The following is an 18,889-nucleotide window of genomic DNA, read 5'->3' as shown; positions in this document are numbered from 1 at the left end:
CTAGGTGAGCAGGAAGCCGCCGTCCACCGGGAGGACGACGCCGGTGACGTAGGAGGACGCCTCGCTCGCCAGGAACACGGCGGCGGCCACCAGCTCGGCGGGATCGCCCGGCCGCCGCATGACCACCCGGGTGTCCACCATCTGCTCCAGGTAGCCCGGCCGGTATTGGTCGGTCATCTCCGAGGCGAAGAACCCCGGCTCCAGGCAGTTGACCCGGATGCCGCGCCGCCCCGTCCACTGCTGCGCGAGGTCGCGGGTCAGCCCGGCCAGCGCCGCCTTGGAGGCGGTGTAGGCGGCCTGCGGCAGCCCGGCGGTGGTCTCGGCCAGCACGCTGCCGACGTTGACGATCGACGAGCCCGGCCGCATCACCCGCGCGCACGCCTGCGCCATCCAGTAGGCGCCCATCAGGTTGACCTCGACCACCTGGCGGAACTCCGCGGGCGTCTCCTTCAGTGCGGGGACGGCGGTGCCGAGCCCGGCGTTGTTGATCAGCACGTCGACGCCGCCGAAGCCCTCGACCGCGGCGGCGGCGAGCGCGTCGCAGTCCTCGGGCCTCGCCACGTCGGCGGGCACCGCCAGGCACCGGCGGCCGGTCTCCTCGACCAGCCGCCGTGTCTTCTCCAGGCGGTCGGCGCGCCGGGCGCCGATCACGACGTCGGCGCCCGCCTCGGCCAGCCCGCGGGCGAAGGCCACCCCTAGCCCGGACGAGGCTCCGGTGACGATCGCCACCTTCCCGTCCAGACGGAACCGCTCCAGCACCCGCGCCGCCCTTCTCGGACCTGGTCCGAACTTCTCCTACAGGCCGTATTCCTTGACGATGCGCTCGTGCCGCCCGACCTCGACGTCGATCTCGCGGGCGAGGTCGAGCCAGGCCAGCGGGTGCACCCAGCGCTCGGTGGCGTCGTCGAGCAGCGCGTCGACCTCCTGCGGGCTGACGTCCGGCGGCACCGCGACCCAGCCGAACACGCCCGGCAGCGGCTCGCCCGAGGTGGGGTGGGTGACCTTGTAGTTCTCGTCGCTGTAGACCCACATCGGCCAGCCGCGCTCGGCCATGACCTCGGTGAACTCGGCCCAGTCGGACTCGCTCGGGGCGGCGCCGTCGAAGAAGTAGCTGGTGTAGCCGCCGGGCCGCAGGATGCGTACGGCCGCGAACGGCGGCACGAAGTTCTGCTGCTCCTGCGGGTCGTCGGGCACCGGCTCCAGCAGTTGCGGGTCGAAGACGACCAGGTCGCCGGCGTTGTAGTCCATGCCGCGGGGCTGCGGCAGGGCCAGCCGGGCGGTGGCGGGGCCGGTGCGGATCGACAGGACCTGGCGCTGGCCGCCGTCGGGCGCGGGGAGGATGACCCGGATGAGGCCCATCTCCTCCTCGATCGGGCCCTCCTTGGACTTGACCGGCATGCCGATCTTGGCGGCGCCCTTGCGGACGATCTCCCAGTCCTCGGCGGAGGTGGCCATGACGATCATGCGCCAGACGTCCTCGTCGGCCAGCTCGTCGATGACCTCCACCAGCACCTGGGCGGCCCTGGCGTTCTGGTCGAGCTGCTGGGCGGCGCCGGACAGCAGGCGGCGGGCGTCGATGCCGGCCCCGGCCGCGACGGCGTGCTCGGCGGCGTCGAGCGCCTCCGGCCAGCGCTCGCGCGCGCTGTGCAGGCGGGCGAGGGCGACCTGCTGCGCGGCGTGCGGCAGCAGCGCGGCCATCTGCTCCAGCCGCTCGTCCTGGCGGGCCTCGATGAGCAGGGTGGTGAGGTAGGCGACGTCCTCGGCGTCGGCCTCGCCGATCCTGCCGGTGTCGACGAGGGTCTTCCAGTAGATGTCGGCGCCGGCGGCGGGGTAGCCGAGGAAGCCCAGCGTGGTGGTGTGGCGCCGGGTCGCCTCGAGGTCGTCGCCGGACAGCGGCGCCAGCCAGCCCACCCACTTCTCGGGGTCGGCGTTGAAGCCGTCGGCCGCGTCGAACAGGCCCACCCGCTCCTCCAGCGGGCCGGGGGCCTCGTGCTCGGCGGTCGCGTCGGCGGCGGCCCGTAGCGCGGCGATGCGCTCGGCCAGGCCCTCGCTCGCGCGCAGCTCGGCGGTGCCGGACTCGGCGACGTCGGCCAGCAGCCTGGCCTGCCAGACGCCCTGGCGGGCGACGGCGAGGTCGCCGGCGATCAGCGCGAGCTCGACCCGGGCGCGGTAGCCGCCCATCATGCCGAAGTAGTCGATCCACTGGCGCAGCACCCGGCCGAGCTGCCAGGTGTTGGTGATCTGCGCGGAGCTCGCCAGCTGGGCGACCGCGCGCGACCACTCGACGAACACGCGCGGGTGCTCGCCGACCACGTCGAGGTCGGGCAGCGCGTCGACGGCCTCGGCGACGCGGCCGAGCGTGGCGAGGATCAGCGCGCGGCGCACGCCGTCGCGGTGGTCCTTGGCCACCGGGTCGTCGGGCTGGTGGTCGGAGGCGGCCTGCAGGGCGTCGAGCGCGGCCTCGGCGCGGCCGGCGGCCAGCAGCGCGCGGGCGTGCTCGGCGCCGAGCTCCCAGCTCGGCGCGCGGCCGGCGGTGCGCAGCCGCTCGGCGGCGGACTCGGCGTAGGTGACGGCCTCGTCCGCCTTGCCGGCGTCGATCAGCGCGGCGACGTATTGGGTGACGAGGCCGGTGAAGGCGGGCCGCTCGGGGCTCAGGGCCTCCAGGTGGGCGCCCAGCGTCTCCAGGCGCTCGGTGGCGTAGCCGGGGCCGTCGGTGTTGGCCAGGGCGATGGCGAGGGCCTCGACCGCCGCAGGGGCGGACGGGCACTCGCGTACGTCTTCGCGCTGGGCGAACGCCAGCAGTTGCCGCGCGTCGTCGAGCGCGACCGCGCCCTGGGCGCGGTCGCCGATGCGGCCGACGAGGTGCCAGTAGCGGGCGTAGAACTCAAGCCAGGGCAGCTCAAGGGTCTCGGCCTGCTGCGCGATGGCGGGGGCCATGACGTCGAGCTGCGGGTATCGGCCCTCATAGGCCTGTGCGGGAAGGTCTCCCAGCGCCATGGCGAGGCCAACGTTGCCCGCCTCGGAAAGCTGCTGCTGGGTGTCGCCGACCCAGGCCCAGATGTCCACGTCCATGGGCAGCCAGTCTGCCAGGTCAACGAGCGTGCCCAAAACGCAGAAGGCCGATCAGCTCGTCCGATTCGTTGTCGTCGAGCACGGAGAAGATCGGCGCCATGAGATCGTCGGTGCGTTCCTCGACCTCGGCCCGGCGGGCCACGAGCTCCGGAGTCGGCTCGGGATAGGGCTCCGGCCAGGAGAAGAACTGGGCGATCCGGGTGCCGGTGGCCTGTCCGAACGGGGTCGTGTCGTGCTCGGCGGCGAGCGTGGCCTCCAGCGGGTGCAGCCCGGAGGCGAGCACGACGTTGGCGTGCAGGCCGCCGCGCAGCTCGCGTACGCAGTGCATGAGCTGGACGGCGCGGGCCGGCGGGTCGTCGGCGAGCGGCACCGCCCGCCAGCCGGCGAACAGCGGCGCGCCCACGGACGACGCCGCGGCGACCACCGGCTCCAGCAGCTCGGCGATCCTGGCGCAGCCGTCGTAGCCGCCCAGCTTGCGCCGGCCCCAGTCGCGGCACACCTCGGCGTAGACCTCGACGGCGCGGTCGGCGGCGAGCTTGCGTCCGCCGTTCCAGCTCTCCTCGACGTGCTCGCGGGGGAAGAAGACGGCGATGGAGTGGACCACGTCGGCGTCGCACTCGCCGAGCACGCCGCAGCGGCCACGGAAGTAGAACTCGCGGGGGCCGAGGCCGTGCTCCTCGCAGGCGGCCTTGGCCTCGCGGGAGATCATGAAACCGCCGCCGAGCTGCCCGATGGGCGCTTTCACCTGGACTGCGGTCGTGCGTGGGTCTGCCATGTCCCACCTCTCGGTTCGGGAATCAGACCCAGCATGCCTCAGCAGAACATCATTCTGCAAGCATCAGCTCGCCGCTGGCCACGATCACCGCCGGTCCGGACAGGTAGCTCGTGTCCTCGTCGAGGATGACGGTGAGCGTGCCGCCGAGCACCTCCACCGTCCACGTGCCGGTCGTGTCGCCCGACAGGGCCGCCGCCGCGACCGCCGTCGCCACCGCGCCCGTGCCGCACGAACGGGTCTCGCCCGAGCCGCGCTCGAAGACGCGCATCACCGCGCGGCTGACGCCCACCGGGTTGAACAGCTCGATGTTGACGCCGCTCGGGAAGACGCCGATGTCGAAGCCGGGCTGGTGCGTGAGGTCGAGCTGGACGACCGGATCGCCGATGGCGCAGGCCAGATGCGGGTTGCCCATGTCGACCCGTATGCCGGGATAGTCGACGCCGCCCACGTGGGCCGTGCTCTCGCCGAGCACGGTCGGCTTGCCCATGTCGACCGTGACGTCGCCGTTCGGCTCCATGCGGACCTGGCGCAGGCCGCCCCGCGTGGCGATGGCGAACTCCGAGGAGCCGGTGAGGCCCGCGTCCACGAGGTAGCGGGCGAAGACGCGCACGCCGTTGCCGCACATCTCGGCGACGCTGCCGTCGGCGTTGCGGTAGTCCATGAACCACTCCGCGGCGGACGCCTGCCCGGCCACCTCGTGGCTCCGCTTGGTGCGCACCACCCGGAGCACGCCGTCGGCCCCGAGGCCCGTCCTCCTGTCGCAGATCCTGGCGACGAGCGTGGCCGACACGTCGAGCTCGGCGTCATGATCGGGCAGGATGACGAAGTCGTTCTCGGTGCCGTGACCCTTCAGGAAGCGCATTCTGCAAGTTTAGGGTGCGAGGTGTCCGGGGATCTCGGCGAGGGAGCGCTCGACAAGATCAGGGGCGTCGTACGGCAGCCACCGCACCCTCGGGTCACGCCTGAACCACGACTCCTGGCGGCGCGCGAAACGCCTGGTCGCCCGCACCGTCTCCGCCCGGGCCTGCTCCTCGCTCCACTCGCCCTCCAGGAAGCGGATCACCTGCGCGTAGCCGAGCGCGCGGCCGGCCGTACGGCCCTCGGCCAGGCCCTGCCCGAGCAGCGCGCGCACCTCCTCGACCAGGCCCGCCGCCCACATCCGCTCGACCCGGAGCGCGATCCGCTCGTCCAGCTCGGGCCGCGGCACCTCCAGGCCGATCTGGACGCTCGGGTAGAGCGCGTCGTACGACGGCATCGTGGCCGAGAACGGCCGGCCCGAATGCTCGATCACCTCCAGCGCCCGCACGATGCGGCGGCCGTTGCCGGGCAGGATCGCCGCGGCGGCGGCCGGGTCGAGACCGCGCAGCCGCTCGTACAGCGGGGCCGGGCCGCGCTCGGCCAGCTCGGCCTCCAGCCGGGACCGGATCTCGGGGTCGGTGCCGGGGAACTCCAGGTCGTCGAGCGCCGCCCGGACGTACAGGCCGCTGCCGCCCACCAGCACCGGCGTCGCGACCCGGTCGAACACCTCCCGCGCCAGCCGCTGGTATTCGGCCACGCTCGCGGTGACCGTGACGTCCCAGATGTCCAGCAGGTGGTGAGGCACGCCGCGCATCTCGGCGGGCGTCAGCTTCGCGGTGCCGATGTCCATGCCCCGGTAGAGCTGCATGGAGTCGGCGTTGACGCACTCGCCCCCGAGGCGGAGGGCGAGCTCCACGGCGAGGTCGGACTTCCCGGCCGCTGTGGGGCCGACGACGGCGATGACAGGCTGCTGACGCACACGCACCAGTCTGTCGGAGGCCGGGGAGTGTCCGAGCCGCTCGGAGGGCCCGCCTCAGAGGTCGAGCAGGGTCGGCTGCAGGTAGCCCTCGTGGGTGAGCAGCCACCGCTTGGTCTCCACGCCCACGCCGCCGCTGAACCCGCCGAGCCCGGTGCCCGCGATCACCCGGTGACAGGGCACGAAGATCGGGATCGGGTTGGAGCCCATGATGGAGCCGATGCCCCGGGCGGGCACGCCCGTGCCACTGAGCGTGGCCAGCTCGCCGTAGGTGACGGCGGACCCGTACGGGACCGCGTGCAGCGCCTGGAGCACCCGCAGCCGCGACCCCGCCATCAGCCGCCAGTCGATCGGCGTGCGGAAGGCGCGCAGCTCCCCGGCGAAATACGCGTTGAGCTCGGCGACGGCCAAGGCCGTACGATCCGCATCATGCACCTCGACCAGCCCGAGCCGTTCCGCCAGGCCCGCGCCGGAGCCCCAGCCCGACGTCACGAGCCCCGTCTCCGTGACGGCCAGCGCGAACGCGCCCACCGGCGTCGGCACCTCGGCCACCGCCACCGTGCCTGCTGCCCCGGTCTCAGGGATGGTCATCGTGTCCTCTCGTGAGCTCGTGGTGCTCGGCACCTCCAGCGCGGTGCCCACCCGACACCGTAACCACAACGGCTACCTCCTGCGCTGGGACGGCCAGGGTTTCCTGTTCGACCCGGGAGAGGGCACGCAGCGGCAGATGGTGCACGCCGGGGTGCGCGCGAACGACGTGCACTGGCTCTGCGTCACGCACTTCCACGGCGACCACTGCCTGGGCGTCCCCGGCGTCGTGCAGCGCATCGCGCGTGACCGGGTGCGGCATCCGGTGCGGGCGGTGTTCCCGGCCTCCGGAGTGGCCTACTGGCGGCGGCTGCGGCACGCCACCGTGTTCGCCGACACCGACGTGATCTCCGAGCATCCCGTCTCCGGCCCGCTCGCCGGGATCGGGCCGCTGACCGCGCGCCGCCTGTCCCATCCCGTGGAGTCGTACGGCTACCGCGTCCAGGAGCCGCCCGGCCGCCGCATGCTGCCCGCCAGGCTCGCCGCCCACGGCATCCGCGGGCCCGAGGTGGGGGAGCTGCAGCGCAAGGGGTCCGTACGCGGCGTCACGCTGGAGGAGTGCAGCGAGCCCAGGCCGGGGCAGGCCGTCGCCTTCGTCATGGACACCCGGCTCTGCGACACCGTCTTCGAGCTGGCCCATGGGGTCGATCTGCTGGTCATCGAGGCGACGTTCCTGTCGGGGGAGAGCGCGCTCGCCAAGGAGTACGGGCACCTGACGGCGTACGAGGCGGGCCTCGTGGCGGCCGACGCGGGTGTGCGGCGGCTGGTGCTCACGCACTTCTCCGAACGGTACGGCTTCGCCGACGAGCCCGCGTTCGTGGCCGAGGTGCGGCGCAGCTACGACGGGGAGGTCGTGCTGGCCCGCGACCTCATGAAGGTGCCGGTGCCGAAGCGTCAGTCCCACAGCGCGGCGAAGTAGCCGACGCCGTAGGGGGCGGCCCGCGCCAGCAGCCTGCCGCGCGGCGCGGCCCCGGCGGTGGCTCCGGCGAGCACCTGCAGGGCGGCGCGGCCGGTGGCCCACAGCCGGTCGGCCTCCACGGGGTCGAGTGCGGCGAGCGCGGCCGGGTCGGCGGCGTCGAGCGCCTGCGCCACCCGGTCGTCGAAAGGGCCGGCGGCCTCGTCGTACTTGCCGGGCGCCTTCGGCGTCAGGCAGGCCGAGCCGTCGGCGAGCACCAGCAGCCCCACCCGGTCGCCGGTCGCGGCCAGCTTCTCGCCGAGCGCCAGGCACTCGGCGGACGCGGCGTCGAGGTCCACGGCCTGGCAGGCGTCGGGGACGCGCCCGTCCAGGAGGCAGCGGCCCACGGTCAGCGACAGCGGCAGGACGGGCTCGCCCGTGCCCGCGCCGGCGTCCAGGCCCCAGGGGCGCAGGCTGCCCGCCGCGCCGCCCGCGTACGCCTCGGTGGCCGCGGCCCCGCCCACCACGATCAGCACGTCGGGACGGGCGGCGAGCACGCCTCGGACGGCGGCGTCGCACGCGGCGCGGAGCCGGGGCAGCCCGGTCACGATCAGCGGGGTTTGCGGGCAGACGGCCGCGGCGGCAAGCACGAGCGCAAGCGTACGCGGCCCGTCACCGCGCGCCGGTCGCGAGGGCCCTTCAGAAGGGGCTGTCGCCCGCCTTGACCTTGGCCAGCAGCGCCACGGTGTGGGCGTGGACGAGCCGGTGCAGGCCGCCCCCGAAGCTGACGCGCGCCACGCCCAGCTCGGCCAGCCGCCCGAGGCTCGGCGCGCCCGGCCGGAACAGCACGTTCACCGGCCGCCCGCCGAGCGCGGTCACCAGGGCGCGGATCTCGTCCTCGTCGGCGAGCGTGATGGGGTAGACACAATCGGCCCCCGCCTCCAGGTAGCGCTCCGCCCGCGCGAGCGCCTCCTCGCGCGAGGTCGAGCCCCGCAGGTAGGTGTCCACGCGGGCGTTGATCACCAGTGCCCGACCGGCCGCCGCGCGTACCTCGGCGAGGAAGTCCGCCTGCTCGCCCGGGTCGATCAGCTCGCCGGTGCGCGGGTCGCTGTCCTCCAGGTTGCAGCCGGACGCGCCGGCCGCCAGGAGGCGTTCGGCCAGCTCGGCGGGCTTGAGTCCGTAGCCGCGCTCGACGTCGGCGGTGACCGGTACGTCCACCGCCCGCGCCATGCGGGCCACGGCGGACATCATCTCGTCCACCGGGACACGCTCGCCGTCGTCGTGGCCGAGGACCCGGGCGACGGCGGCACTGCCGGTCGCCACGGCCGGGAAGCCGGCCTCCTGGACGGCGCGCGCGGAGGCGGCGTCCCATGCGTTGGGCAGGATCAAGGGCGTTCCGGGCACGTGCAGCCCGCGGAGGACACCGGCGTGGTCGATCGTCATGCCCCTGACCCTAGGCGCGAGGTGGCCTGTCCCGAAGGTCCAATGATGGCCATAACCTCCGGACCACTTCGCCCCCTGCCGCCTCCCGGCGTCAGCGGAGGTGGTTCAGCAGCCGCTGGTGGCGCACTGGCCGGAGACCAGGCCCCCGGGTCCGTCCGCCGGGTTGTCGGCGTCGGAGGACTGCGGGGCCTTGGTGGGCGAGGTGGTGGGCTTCTTGCCATCGCCGGTCTGCTTCGTGCCGGCGCCGGTGGAGGAGTCGCGGCTCGTGGAGGTGCCCGTGCCGGACGAACCCGGGTCGGCCGCGCGGCCCTGGTCGGTGGCGGCGTCGCCCATGCTGCCGTCGTCGGGCAGGCCGTCGTCGGGAGCGTCGGTACGGGCGTCGCCCATGGTCGCGTCGTCGGCGCCGTCGTCCTGGAGGTCGTCGGCGGCGCTGTCGGCGGCGCTGTCGTCGGCGCCGGTGCCCTGCGAGGGGCCGGGCCGCCCTGCCTCCTGCTGGGTGGCGGGGGTGGAGCCGCCGGAGGCCAGCACGTAGCCCCCGCCGCCCACCGCGATCAGCGCGACGAGCGCTCCGGCCACGATGGCGGCGGTCTTCTTGGTCTTTTTCTGGCGGGCGGCGGCGCGGCCGCCGTGATTGTTCTCCACCGGGCGTGAGTCGCCCGGTCCGGACAGGATCTCGTGGCGATCCGGTGAGGTCGGATCTTGCATGAGGGTGCAGCTCCTCGCGGTCGTATCGGGGAAAGCTCGCCGGCTTCCGCGGGTGATGGACCACACTAGCCGCATCAGCGGAATGCTCGCACACCAATCACAAAGGAATCACGACTTGTCCCCCCTTAGATCCATTTCTGCTGGTAGTCGGGGTCGCCTCGGATCGGCCGCCGGAGCGGCCGGGGTCCTCGCCACCGCGGTCGTCGGCATATTCCTGGCATTCAGCGGCGCACCTGGTCCGGCCTCGCAAAGAACGCCGGAATACCACGGGGAAACGCCGATTTCTACAAGATCGGATTCACCGGGTAGTACTCCGCGCGTCACTCGTATGACATTGATCGCATCTCCGTCGGAAGATGATGGAACGCTCCATGATGAGGTGGAAACGCCGGATCCGGCGCCCTGGGTGCGGGCCGTGCCCTCGCCGGGAGCGCCGGCGGACACCCTGCCCTTCCCGGACCTCCCGCTGGTGGGATCCATTCCGGGCGCCCGGCCTTCCCCGGGCGCGCTGCCCGCCCCTTCCGCGCGCCGGTCGGCGGAGCCCCGGCCGCCGGCGGAGCCCAGGCGCTCGGCGGAGCCCGGGCCCTCGACGGAGCCGCGCTCGCTGACGGAGCCCCGCCCGCGTCGCGCCGAGCCCGCCCGGCCACCAGGCCCCGCAGCCCCGCCGCCGGACCTCCGGCGCACGGGCTCTCCCACCCCGCAGGCCCCTCCGGAGGCCCCGCGCGGGGAGCCGCCCCAGCCGCACCCCTCGCATCCCGGGAGCCCGGTCGACCCCTGCGCGACCTTCCACGACTTCCGGCGCGACCCCTGCTACGCCTACCTGAACCGCCTCACGCGCTGACCCCTCCGGACACGGGTCCGCCCGCCGCTCCCCATGAGCGGGGGCGGCGGGCGGGACGTTCCGTCAAGGGATCTCAGCCGGGCAGGTCAGTCGTCGTCGCGGTCGCCGCCGTGGTCGTCACCGCGGTCGTGGCCGTTGTCGTCGCTGCCGTCGTCGTCCTTGCCGGCCGCCTTGGCGGGGTGCGCGGTCACCTTGCCGCTGGTGGCGTCCACGTCGACCTCGTACACCTGGGCGTCCTTGACGAGCTCGACCTCCCACTTGCCCGAGTCGTCGTGGTCCACCTCGCTCACCCAGGCGCCCTGGACCTGCTGGTGGGCCAGCTCGATGGCCCGCTCGGCGGTGATCTTGGGAGCGACGGGCGCGGCCGAGGGGGTGGGCGCGGCGGTCGCGGCGTAGGCGGCGGCTCCACCGCCCGCCAGCAGCGTGACGACCCCGGCACCGATGACGATGAACTTCTTCGTGTTTCGCATGACCCAAGGACATCGCGGACGCCGATAACCGCGCGCTAAGCGGCTCCTAAAACCACCTCAACACGCGCCCCGCCCCCGGACGGCGAGGAGACGGCCAGCCGGCCGCCGGACGACTCGGCCGTACGCCGGACGATGTCCAGCCCCAGCCCGGTCGAGCCGCCGCCGCTGATGCCGCGTTCCAGCAGCGCGGGGTCGAACCCCGGCCCGTCGTCCTGCACGGCCAGCAGCGCGCCGTCCGGGTGTCCGGCCAGCCGTACCGACAGCGCGGCGCCCTCGGGCGTGTGCGCGAAGACGTTGCCCAGCAGCGCGTCCACGCACGCCGCCAGCTCCTGGGCGCGTACGGCGACGCTCAGCGGCCCGTCGGGCAGCGTCACCTCGACCTCCCGCCCCTGGTCCTCGGCCAGCACCGACCAGAACCGCACCCGTTCGCGCACCACCGCGCCCGCCTCGCACGACTCCCGGTCGGCGGTGCGGTTGCGCGCCTCGGTGATGAGCGCGCTCACCGCCCGTTCCAGCGCGTCCACCCTGGCCTGCAGCCGCGCCGCCTCCTCGGGGTCGCGCAGCGACTCGACGTCGAGCCGCAGGCCGGTCAGCGGCGTACGCAGCCGGTGCGACAGGTCCGCGACCGACTCCCGCTCGGCCACCAGCAGCTCGTCGATCCGCCCCGCCAGGTGGTTGAGCGCCAGCGCCACCGAGCGCACCTCGGGCGGCCCGCCGGGCTCGGCCCGCGCGGTGAGGTCGCCGCCGGCCAGCCGGTGCGAGACGCGGGCGAGGCCGTCCACCGGCCGCGTCACGGCCTGCGCCAGCCGGTCGGCCAGCACGATCCCGAGCACCACCAGCCCCAGCCCCAGCGCGAGCAGCGCCGCCCACGCCTCGCGCACGCCCCGCATGAGCTCGTCCTCCGGCACGAACACCCTGATCACCGCCGTGCCCTCGGGCGACTGGGCGGAGACCAGCACCTCCCTGCCGCCGTCGGCCTCTGCGGTCACGCTGCGCCCGGTGGCGGCCAGCCGCGCCGCGGCCGAGCGCTCGGCCTCCTCGCCGAGGGTCGTGCCGTCCGGCAGGAACACCGTCACCGAGCGCGCCACCTGCTCCACCGCGAGCGGCAGGTCCGGCGTGCCGACGGCGACCGCCACCGACCCGGCCGCGGTGAGCGCCCGGTCCATGGCGCCGTTCTCGGCCACGCTCCTGATGAGCACCGCCATCGGCACCAGCAGGGCGATCAGCACCAGCGACGTGGTGGCCGCCACCAGCAGCGCGAGCCAGCGCCTCATGCCGGCTCGACCAGCTTGACGCCGACACCGCGCACGGTGTGCAGGTAGCGGGGCTCGGCCGCGGTCTCGCCGAGTTTCCTGCGCAGCCAGGACAGGTGCACGTCCACGGTCTTGTCGGCGCCCCCGTACGGGAGCTGCCACACCTCGGTCAGCAGCTCCCGCTTGGTCACCACCTCGCCGGGCCGCGCCGCCAGGTAGTGCAGCACGTCGAACTCGCGCGGCGTCAGGTCGAGCTGTGTGCCGTCCAGCGTCGCGGTACGCGCCCGCGGGTCCACCCGCAGCGCCCCCACCGCCAGCGGCTCGGGCGCAGACCCGCCCGCGCGCCGCAGCACCGCCCGTACCCGGGCGTCGAGCTGCGCCGCGCTGTACGGCTTGACCACGTAGTCGTCGGCCCCCGCGTCCAGCACGGGCACCATCTCGGCGTCCCCGTCGCGCGCGGTCGCCACGATGACCGGCACCCGGCTGACCGCGCGGAGCATCCGCAGCAGCTCCACCCCGTCCAGGTCGGGCAGCCCGAGGTCGAGCACGATGAGGTCGGGCCGGTCCTGCACGGCCAGCTTGAGGCCGTCGAGGGCGGTCGGTGAGGAGGACACCGCGTGCCCCAGCTCCCGCAGGCCACGGCTGAGCGCCGTGCGGATCGCCACGTCGTCCTCGATGAGCAGAATGTCGGCCATAGCACGAACGTAGCCGCTCACTGACCCTGTCTTGGGACGCCTTAGCCTCCCTTTAACCCGGTCTTAGCCCGACGTGGGGGAAGCTGGCGGGGATGAAGAGATATCTGCTGGCCTGGGCCGCCACCGCCGTCGTCGCGACCGGGACCTCCCTGGCCGTGCTCGGGCTGGTCGGCACCGGGGTCACCGGCGCCTCGGGGCACGTCCTGTCGGAGGAGGACGCGGCCGCCGCGCTCGCCACCGCCACCGTACGCGCCGCCGCCACGCCGGCCGCCGCCCCCGAGCGCACCCAGCAGGGCGGGCTCATCCGCAGCGCGGGCGGCACGGTCGTCGCCTCCTGCGACGGCGGCCTGGTGACGCTGCGCTCGTGGAGCCCGGCCCAGGACTACTCGGTCGACGGCGTCGAGCCGGGGCCGGCCGCCGAGGCGAAGGTGGAGTTCGAGCCGCGCGAGGGCGAGGAGATCGAGCTGAAGATCGGCTGTTCGGCGGGCCGGCCGGTCCTGCGCCACGGCTGAACCTTCCCAACCTGCCGCCGCGGGGCGATCATCGGAGCAACCCCCCTCAACGACGGAAGGGACCGCCGATGATCCGCCGTGTCCTCACCCCTCTGCTCGCCACCCTGCTCGCCGCGGCCGCCGTCACGGCCGCCACCGCGTCCCCGGCCCAGGCCCGCGCCTGCAGGATCGACCACTACTGCGTGACCACGTTCTACTCCGACGGCACGTACACGACCGTCGTCGGAGAGCTCTACGAGGACTGCGCCGGCAACCGCTCCATGTGGGGCACCCGCGGCATCCCGGTCTTCGTGGAGACGCCCTGCTGAGGCGTACCTGGGGTCGTTGACCGGCCGGGCCGGTCAGCGGCTCCCGCGCACCTCGAGCGCGCCGAGCAGCTCCTCGGACGCTTTGGTGATGGCCTCGACCGCGCGGTCGAACGCCTCGGCGTTGTGCGCGGCCGGCGCGCGGAATCCGGAGATCTTCCTGACGTACTGCAGCGCGGCGGCGCGCACGTCGTCCTCGCTGACGCTCTCGACGTACGGAGGACGGAGGGTCTTGATGCTCCTGCACATGACTCAACCGTAATAGCCGATGCGCTCGCTTATCTCCTGAGCGCCCCGGACCAGCAGCTCGCCCACCTCGGGCAGCCGTCCGGGCGTCAGCCGGTAGGACGGCCCGGACGCGCTGACCGCGGCCACCACGCTCCCGTCGCGGCCGCGCACCGGCGCGGCCACGGCGTTGAGCCCGAGCTCCAGCTCCTCCACGGTGACCGCCCAGCCGCGCTCCCTGATCTCCGCCAGCCCGAGCGCGTCCGGCGAGGTGATCGTACGCGGGGTGTAGCGCTCCAGCTCGCCGTCGGGCAGCCGCAGCGCGCCGAAGGCGAGCAGCACCTTGCCGCTGGAGGTGGCGTGGGAGGGGGTGCGCTGGCCCACCCAGTTGTGGCCGCTGATCGCGGCCGGGCCGCGCACCTGGCTGATGTTGACCGTGGCGCCGTCCTGCGCCACCGCGACGTTGACGGTCTCGCCGACCGCCGCGGCCAGGCGCAGGCACACGGGCCGGCTCTCGCGGGCCAGGTCGAGCTGGGCGCTGGCCGCGCCGGCCAGCCTGATCACCCCGAACCCGAGCCGGTAGCGGCCCCGGTCGCCGCTCTGCTCCACCAGCCCGCCCTGCTCCAGCGCCGCGAGCAGCCGGAACGCGGTGGACTTGTGCACGTCGAGCTCCGCCGCGAGGTCGGTCACCCGGGTGGCGCCCTCGCGGGCGAGGATCTCCAGGATCGCGATGGCCCGGTCGACCGACTGGACCGTCGTGCTGTTGCTCATGGCGCAACAGGTTACTAGGAGTGCGGGCCGAACTCCCTGCCGAAGTCGAGAGCGATCTTTCCCAGCCCCTCGGCGAGCTCGGCCCGGTCCAGCGCGTCGATCCGCTCGGCCGGCCCCGACACCGACATCGCCGCCACCACCCGACTGCCGTCGCGTACGGGCACCGCCATGCAGTGCACGCCCAGCTCCTCCTCGCCGAGGTCCATGGCGTAACCGCGCTCGCGCACCGCCGCCAGCTCGGCGAGCATGGCCTCGATCTCGGTGATCGTGTTGGGGGTGCGGCGGGGCATGCCGGTGCGCTCGAACACCGCGACCGCCTCCTCCGGAGGCCGCCCCGCCAGCAGCACCTTGCCCACCGCCGTGCTGTGCGGCAGCACCCGCCGCCCCACCTCGGCGAACATCCGCAGCCGGCGCGGCGAGGACGCCTGCGCCACGTAGACGATGAAGTCGCCTTCGAGCACGGCCAGGTTGGCCGTCTCGCCGGACAGCTCCACCATCTTCTCCAGGTAAGGCTGCGCCCGCACCGCCACCATGCCCTCCGCGACCCCGCCGAGCCGCACCAGCCCGCCCCCGAGCGCGTAGCGCCGGTCGGACTCCTGGCGTACGTAGCCGCGGGCGAGCAGGGTCTGCAGCAGCCGGTGGATCGTGCCGTACGGCAGCCCCGTCCGCGCCGCGATCTCCGACAGCCCCGCCTCGCCCCCGTGCTCGGCCAGCGCCTCCAGCACGTCGAGCGCCCGCTCCACCGACTGGACGCTCACAGGCCCACCCCGCGCAGGGAGGCGTCGAGCACCTCGGCCATGTGCGCCACCCGGATGTCGTCGCCCGCCCGCCGCATGGCCGCCGCGATCTGCATCGTGCACCCAGGGTTGGCCGACACCAGCAGCTCCGCGCCGGTCGAGCCGACCGCCTTCGCCTTGCGGTCGCCGAGGTCGCGGGCGGCCTCGGGCCGGAAGATGTTGTACGTGCCGGCCGAGCCGCAGCAGATCGCCGACTCGGGGATCTCGCGCACCTCCAGCCCGGGGATGCCGGCCAGCAGCTCGCGCGGCTGTGACCGTACGCCCTGGGCGTGGGCCAGGTGGCAGGCGTCGTGGTAGGCGACGGTGAGCGGCAGCGGGTGCCGCTCGGCGACCGGCCCCAGCTCGGCCAGGAACTCCGACAGGTCGCGCACCTCGAACCCCGGCTCCTCGCCCAGCAGCTCGCCGTACTCCTTCATCGAGGAGCCGCAGCCCGCGGAGTTGACCACGACCGTGTTGACCCCGGCCCGCTCGAAGACCCGGACCGTGCGCCGCGCCAGCCGCCTGGCCTGCTCCTCGCGCCCGGCGTGCACGCTGAGCGCGCCGCAGCAGCCCTGCCGGGGCGGGATCACCACGTCGCAGCCCTCCATCGAGAGCACCCGCGCCGTGGCCGCGTTGACCTGCGGGAAGAACTCGCGCTGTACGCAGCCGAGCAGCATGCCGACCACGGCCCGGCGCTCGCCCCTGGCCCGCACCACGCGCGGCAGCCGCTCGCGCCGCTCGACGCGGGGCGTGAGCGCGGCCATCGCGCCGAGGCTCGGGTTGGCCCTGCCGACGTAGCCGGCCATGCGCCGGGCGAGCGGCGTGACCGGCCGCGTGAGCCGCAGCCGGCGCGGATAGGGGAAGAGGCTGAACACGATGCCGCGCACCGCCCGCTCCTGGGGGTCGCGCTCGTGCCGCCGCTCCACCTCCACCCGGGTCAGCTCGATCAGCCGGTCGTAGCGCACGCCCGACGGGCAGGCGGTCACGCACGCCATGCAGCCGAGGCAGGCGTCGAAGTGCCCGGCCATCTCCGGCGTCACCGGCGTGCCCTCGACGTGCTGCTTCATCAGGTGGATGCGCCCGCGCGGTGAGTCCATCTCCTCGCCCCACAGCACGTACGTCGGGCACGTCGGCAGGCAGAACCCGCAGTGCACGCAGTCGTTGATCAGCTTAGGGTCCATGCTCAGATGCCTCCCACGAACCGGCCGGGAGACATCCTGCGCCCGGGATCGAACCGTTCCTTGACCCGCCGCATCAGCGGCAGCGCGCTCACCTGCCCCCACCGGTCGAGCCCGGCGTGCGGCGTGACCAGCACGTTCACCCGCCCGCCCGCGGCCTCCACCCGCCGCCGCAGCCCGGCCAGGACCTCCGGCTCCATGGGTGCGGACGGCGCCATCAGCACCCGCCCGGACAGCACCGACCCGCGCACCGCCAGACCGGCCCGCTCGGCCGCCTCCAGCACGGCCGCCAGGCCCGTGGCCGGGAAACGTACCTCGACCAGCGTCTCGTCCCGGGAGACCAGCCCCCACCATGGGGGCGGCGCGTCGGAGATCTCGCCGCCGCCCACCAGCTCGCGCAGCTCCGCCGCGCGGCTCTCCGCCGCCGCGCCCTCGGCCAGCACCGCGAGCGCCGGGCGCGCGTCCGGCTCCGGCCGGTCCACCTCGGCGGCGCTCGGCTCGGCCTGCGAGGCGGCCAGCGCCGCCGCGATCCCCGGCAGGTCCGCCGCGTCCACCTCGGCGCGCACCCAGCGCCGCGCCGCGGGCAGCGGGTGCAGCCGGAACGTGGCCTCGGCGATGACGCCGAGCGTGCCGTAGGAGCCGGTGAAGAGTTTGCCGAGGTCGTAGCCGGCGACGTTCTTGACGACCTTGCCGCCCGAGCGGGCGACCGTGCCGTCCGGCAGCACGACCGTGACGCCGATGAGCAGGTCGCGGGGGGTGCCGTAGCGGAAGGCGCGGGGGCCGGCGGGCGCGGTGGCCAGCGTGCCGCCGACCGTCGCGTCCTCGGGGAAGGGCGCGTCCACGGCCAGCTCCTGGCCCTCGTCCGCGAGCGCCGCGGCAAGGGCGCCCATCGTCACCCCGGCCTGCGCGCGGACCACCAGGTCGCCCGCCGCGTGCTCCAGGATCGTGTCGAGGCGGCCCAGGTCGAGCCGCACGTCGCAGCGCTCCGGGGGCGCCCCCCAGTGCAGCTTCGTGCCGCCGCCCGCGGGCACCACCGCGAGGTCCCGTTCGGCGCAGGCGCGCAGCACCGCCGCGACCTCCTCGACGCTCTCCGGCAGCGCGACCCACCGGGGGAGCACGCCGCCGACGGCGTCCTCGGGGCCCGCCTGCCTGACCGTCGCACCCTCGATCAAAACTGCTCCGCCTTCCCCGACTCGACCAGCGGATGAACGCCCTTGCGTACGCCCGGCACCTCGCCGCACAGGCGCGGCGTGGGGAACACCTTGCCCGGATTGGCCAGGCCCTCAGGGTCGAACGCGCACCGGACGAGCTGCATGGTGTCGAGATCGGTCTCGCTGAACATGCGCGGCATGTAGCGCGCCTTGTCCACGCCGACACCGTGCTCGCCGGTGATGGAGCCGCCGTGCTCGATGCACAGGTCGAGGATCGCGCCCGACACCACCTCGGCCCGTTCGCCCGCGCCCGGCTCGGCGTCGTCGAACAGCACCAGCGGATGGAGGTTGCCGTCGCCCGCGTGGAAGACGTTCGCCACCCTGATGCCGTGCTCGGCCGAGATGCGGTCGATGGCGGCCAGCACGCCGGGCAGCGCCGTGCGCGGCACCACGCCGTCCTGGACGATGTAGGCGGGGCTGATGCGGCCCACCGCCGCGAACGCCGACTTGCGGCCCTTCCAGATCGCCGCCCGCTCGGCCGCGTCCGCCGCCACGCGCAGCTCGAACGCGCCCGCGCAGATCTCCCTGAGCCGCGCGAACTGCCGCTCCACCTCCGCGGCCGGCCCGTCCAGCTCCACGATCAGCACCGCCCCCGCGCCTTCGGGGTAGGAGCAGGCCACCGCGGCCTCGGCCGCCTCGATGGCGAGCGCGTCCATCATCTCGATCGCGGCCGGCACGATGCCCGCCCCGATGATCTCCGAGACCGCCTGGCCGCCCTGCTCGATGCTCTCGTACGCGGCCAGCACCGTGGTGACGGCCTCCGGCGCCCGGCTGAGCCGTACGGTGATCTTGGTGGCGATGCCGAGCGTGCCCTCGGAGCCGATGAACGCGCCCAGCAGGTCGTAGCCGGGGTCCATCCGGTCCAGCGTGACCAGGTCGCCGTCAGGGGTGACGATCTCGCACGCCTCCACGTGGTTGACGGTGAAGCCGTACTTGAGGCAGTGGGCGCCACCGGAGTTCTCCGCCACGTTGCCGCCGATCGAGCAGACCTGCTGGCTGGAGGGGTCGGGCGCGTAGTAATAGCCCTGCTCGCGCACGGCTTCGGTGATGGCGAGGTTCGTGACGCCGGGCTCCACCACCGCCCGCCGGTTCGGCAGGTCGATCTCCAGGATCGCGCGCATCTTCGAGGTCACGATGAGCACGCCGTCCTCGCGGGGGAGCGCGCCGCCGGACAGACCGGTGCCCGCCCCACGCGCCACGAACGGCACGCCGAAGTCGTTGCACAGGCGTACCACCCGGGCGACCTGCTCGGCCGTGGCCGGCAACACGACCACGCCGGGGGTCGCCCGGTGGTAGGTGAGGCCGTCGCACTCGTAGGTGCGCAGGCGCACCGGATCGGTGATCACCGAATCGCGGGGCAGCACCGAGAGCAACGCCGCCGTCAGTGTCTCCATCACGCT

The 18,889-nt window shown here is 74.2% G+C and carries 21 protein-coding genes; 3 read left to right on the top strand and 18 right to left on the bottom strand.

Features of this window, described 5'->3' with window-relative positions; all coding sequences use genetic code 11:
• The 6 genes from BMW85_RS21295 to BMW85_RS21270 are packed head-to-tail and all read right to left on the bottom strand — an operon-like array spanning position 1 to position 6,212.
• The gene (locus BMW85_RS21295; RefSeq protein ID WP_091083893.1) at positions 1-759 is read right to left on the bottom strand and encodes an SDR family NAD(P)-dependent oxidoreductase; all 759 of its coding nucleotides are present in this window, start codon (positions 757-759) and stop codon (positions 1-3) included.
• 36 nt (positions 760-795) lie between these two features.
• Positions 796-3,072, bottom strand: a complete 2,277-nt coding sequence (locus BMW85_RS21290) for a tetratricopeptide repeat protein (protein ID WP_177240797.1) — start codon at positions 3,070-3,072, stop codon at positions 796-798.
• 19 nt (positions 3,073-3,091) lie between these two features.
• Positions 3,092-3,847 carry an SCO6745 family protein gene (locus BMW85_RS21285; protein WP_245774972.1) on the bottom strand — a complete coding sequence of 252 codons (756 nt, stop codon included), beginning with the start codon at positions 3,845-3,847 and terminating at the stop codon, positions 3,092-3,094.
• 49 nt (positions 3,848-3,896) lie between these two features.
• Positions 3,897-4,709: a diaminopimelate epimerase gene (dapF, locus tag BMW85_RS21280; protein ID WP_091083888.1), complete on the bottom strand. Its 813-nt coding sequence runs from the start codon at positions 4,707-4,709 to the stop codon at positions 3,897-3,899.
• Positions 4,710-4,718: 9 nt separating this feature from the next.
• Entirely contained in the window at positions 4,719-5,624 is a 906-nt protein-coding gene (gene miaA, locus BMW85_RS21275) for a tRNA (adenosine(37)-N6)-dimethylallyltransferase MiaA (protein WP_091083886.1), read from the bottom strand.
• Positions 5,625-5,678: 54 nt separating this feature from the next.
• Positions 5,679-6,212, bottom strand: coding sequence for a methylated-DNA--[protein]-cysteine S-methyltransferase (locus BMW85_RS21270; protein ID WP_091084142.1), 534 nt, complete (start codon positions 6,210-6,212; stop codon positions 5,679-5,681).
• 1 nt (position 6,213) lies between these two features.
• On the opposite strand from BMW85_RS21270, the gene BMW85_RS21265 reads away from it, so the two are divergent.
• On the top strand, positions 6,214-7,128 hold the full coding sequence (locus tag BMW85_RS21265; RefSeq protein WP_177240796.1) for a ribonuclease Z: 915 nt from the start codon (positions 6,214-6,216) through the stop codon (positions 7,126-7,128).
• Here the strand turns inward: BMW85_RS21265 and BMW85_RS21260 are convergent.
• The 6 genes from BMW85_RS21260 to BMW85_RS21235 form a co-directional block, all read right to left on the bottom strand.
• Complete coding sequence (locus tag BMW85_RS21260) at positions 7,104-7,754, bottom strand: class III extradiol ring-cleavage dioxygenase family protein (RefSeq protein WP_091083883.1); 651 nt, start codon at positions 7,752-7,754, stop codon at positions 7,104-7,106. The two genes, BMW85_RS21265 and BMW85_RS21260, sit on opposite strands and share 25 nt — an antisense overlap.
• Positions 7,755-7,803: 49 nt before the next feature.
• Positions 7,804-8,547 carry an isocitrate lyase/PEP mutase family protein gene (locus BMW85_RS21255; RefSeq protein ID WP_091083881.1) on the bottom strand — a complete coding sequence of 248 codons (744 nt, stop codon included), beginning with the start codon at positions 8,545-8,547 and terminating at the stop codon, positions 7,804-7,806.
• A 105-nt stretch (positions 8,548-8,652) separates the two neighbouring features.
• The gene (locus BMW85_RS21250) at positions 8,653-9,252 is read right to left on the bottom strand and encodes a hypothetical protein (RefSeq protein WP_143082354.1); all 600 of its coding nucleotides are present in this window, start codon (positions 9,250-9,252) and stop codon (positions 8,653-8,655) included.
• A 927-nt stretch (positions 9,253-10,179) separates the two neighbouring features.
• On the bottom strand, positions 10,180-10,563 hold the full coding sequence (locus BMW85_RS21245) for a PepSY domain-containing protein (protein ID WP_091083876.1): 384 nt from the start codon (positions 10,561-10,563) through the stop codon (positions 10,180-10,182).
• A gap of 35 nt (positions 10,564-10,598) precedes the next feature.
• Positions 10,599-11,837, bottom strand: coding sequence for a sensor histidine kinase (locus BMW85_RS21240; RefSeq protein ID WP_091083874.1), 1,239 nt, complete (start codon positions 11,835-11,837; stop codon positions 10,599-10,601).
• Positions 11,834-12,511: a response regulator transcription factor gene (locus tag BMW85_RS21235; protein ID WP_091083871.1), complete on the bottom strand. Its 678-nt coding sequence runs from the start codon at positions 12,509-12,511 to the stop codon at positions 11,834-11,836. Before BMW85_RS21235 ends, BMW85_RS21240 begins: the two co-directional genes overlap by 4 nt.
• Before the next feature lie 92 nt (positions 12,512-12,603).
• On the opposite strand from BMW85_RS21235, the gene BMW85_RS21230 reads away from it, so the two are divergent.
• Together BMW85_RS21230 and BMW85_RS21225 are read left to right on the top strand one after the other, a co-directional pair.
• A complete protein-coding gene (locus BMW85_RS21230) occupies positions 12,604-13,023 on the top strand; it encodes a hypothetical protein (protein WP_091083869.1) in 420 nt (139 codons plus the stop codon).
• Positions 13,024-13,091: 68 nt separating this feature from the next.
• Positions 13,092-13,331, top strand: a complete 240-nt coding sequence (locus BMW85_RS21225) for a DUF6289 family protein (protein ID WP_091083866.1) — start codon at positions 13,092-13,094, stop codon at positions 13,329-13,331.
• A gap of 33 nt (positions 13,332-13,364) precedes the next feature.
• Here the strand turns inward: BMW85_RS21225 and BMW85_RS21220 are convergent, their stop codons facing one another.
• The 6 genes from BMW85_RS21220 to BMW85_RS21195 are packed head-to-tail and all read right to left on the bottom strand — an operon-like array spanning position 13,365 to position 18,883.
• Positions 13,365-13,577, bottom strand: coding sequence for a DUF2277 domain-containing protein (locus tag BMW85_RS21220; RefSeq protein ID WP_091083863.1), 213 nt, complete (start codon positions 13,575-13,577; stop codon positions 13,365-13,367).
• Between the two features lie 3 nt (positions 13,578-13,580).
• Positions 13,581-14,324 (bottom strand): IclR family transcriptional regulator, encoded by a 744-nt coding sequence (locus BMW85_RS21215; RefSeq protein WP_091083861.1) that lies wholly within the window; start codon positions 14,322-14,324, stop codon positions 13,581-13,583.
• A 14-nt stretch (positions 14,325-14,338) separates the two neighbouring features.
• Positions 14,339-15,082, bottom strand: a complete 744-nt coding sequence (locus BMW85_RS21210; RefSeq protein WP_245774971.1) for an IclR family transcriptional regulator — start codon at positions 15,080-15,082, stop codon at positions 14,339-14,341.
• Positions 15,079-16,281, bottom strand: a complete 1,203-nt coding sequence (locus BMW85_RS21205; RefSeq protein ID WP_091083858.1) for a (Fe-S)-binding protein — start codon at positions 16,279-16,281, stop codon at positions 15,079-15,081. Before BMW85_RS21205 ends, BMW85_RS21210 begins: the two co-directional genes overlap by 4 nt.
• A gap of 2 nt (positions 16,282-16,283) precedes the next feature.
• Positions 16,284-17,450, bottom strand: a complete 1,167-nt coding sequence (locus tag BMW85_RS21200) for an FAD-binding oxidoreductase (protein ID WP_091083857.1) — start codon at positions 17,448-17,450, stop codon at positions 16,284-16,286.
• On the bottom strand, positions 17,447-18,883 hold the full coding sequence (locus BMW85_RS21195; protein ID WP_091083855.1) for an FAD-linked oxidase C-terminal domain-containing protein: 1,437 nt from the start codon (positions 18,881-18,883) through the stop codon (positions 17,447-17,449). Before BMW85_RS21195 ends, BMW85_RS21200 begins: the two co-directional genes overlap by 4 nt.
• Positions 18,884-18,889 lie beyond the last annotated feature (6 nt).

The organism is Nonomuraea wenchangensis (assembly GCF_900111685.1).
Lineage (GTDB): Bacteria > Actinomycetota > Actinomycetes > Streptosporangiales > Streptosporangiaceae > Nonomuraea > Nonomuraea wenchangensis.
This window is presented reverse-complemented; position numbering and strand designations above follow the sequence as displayed.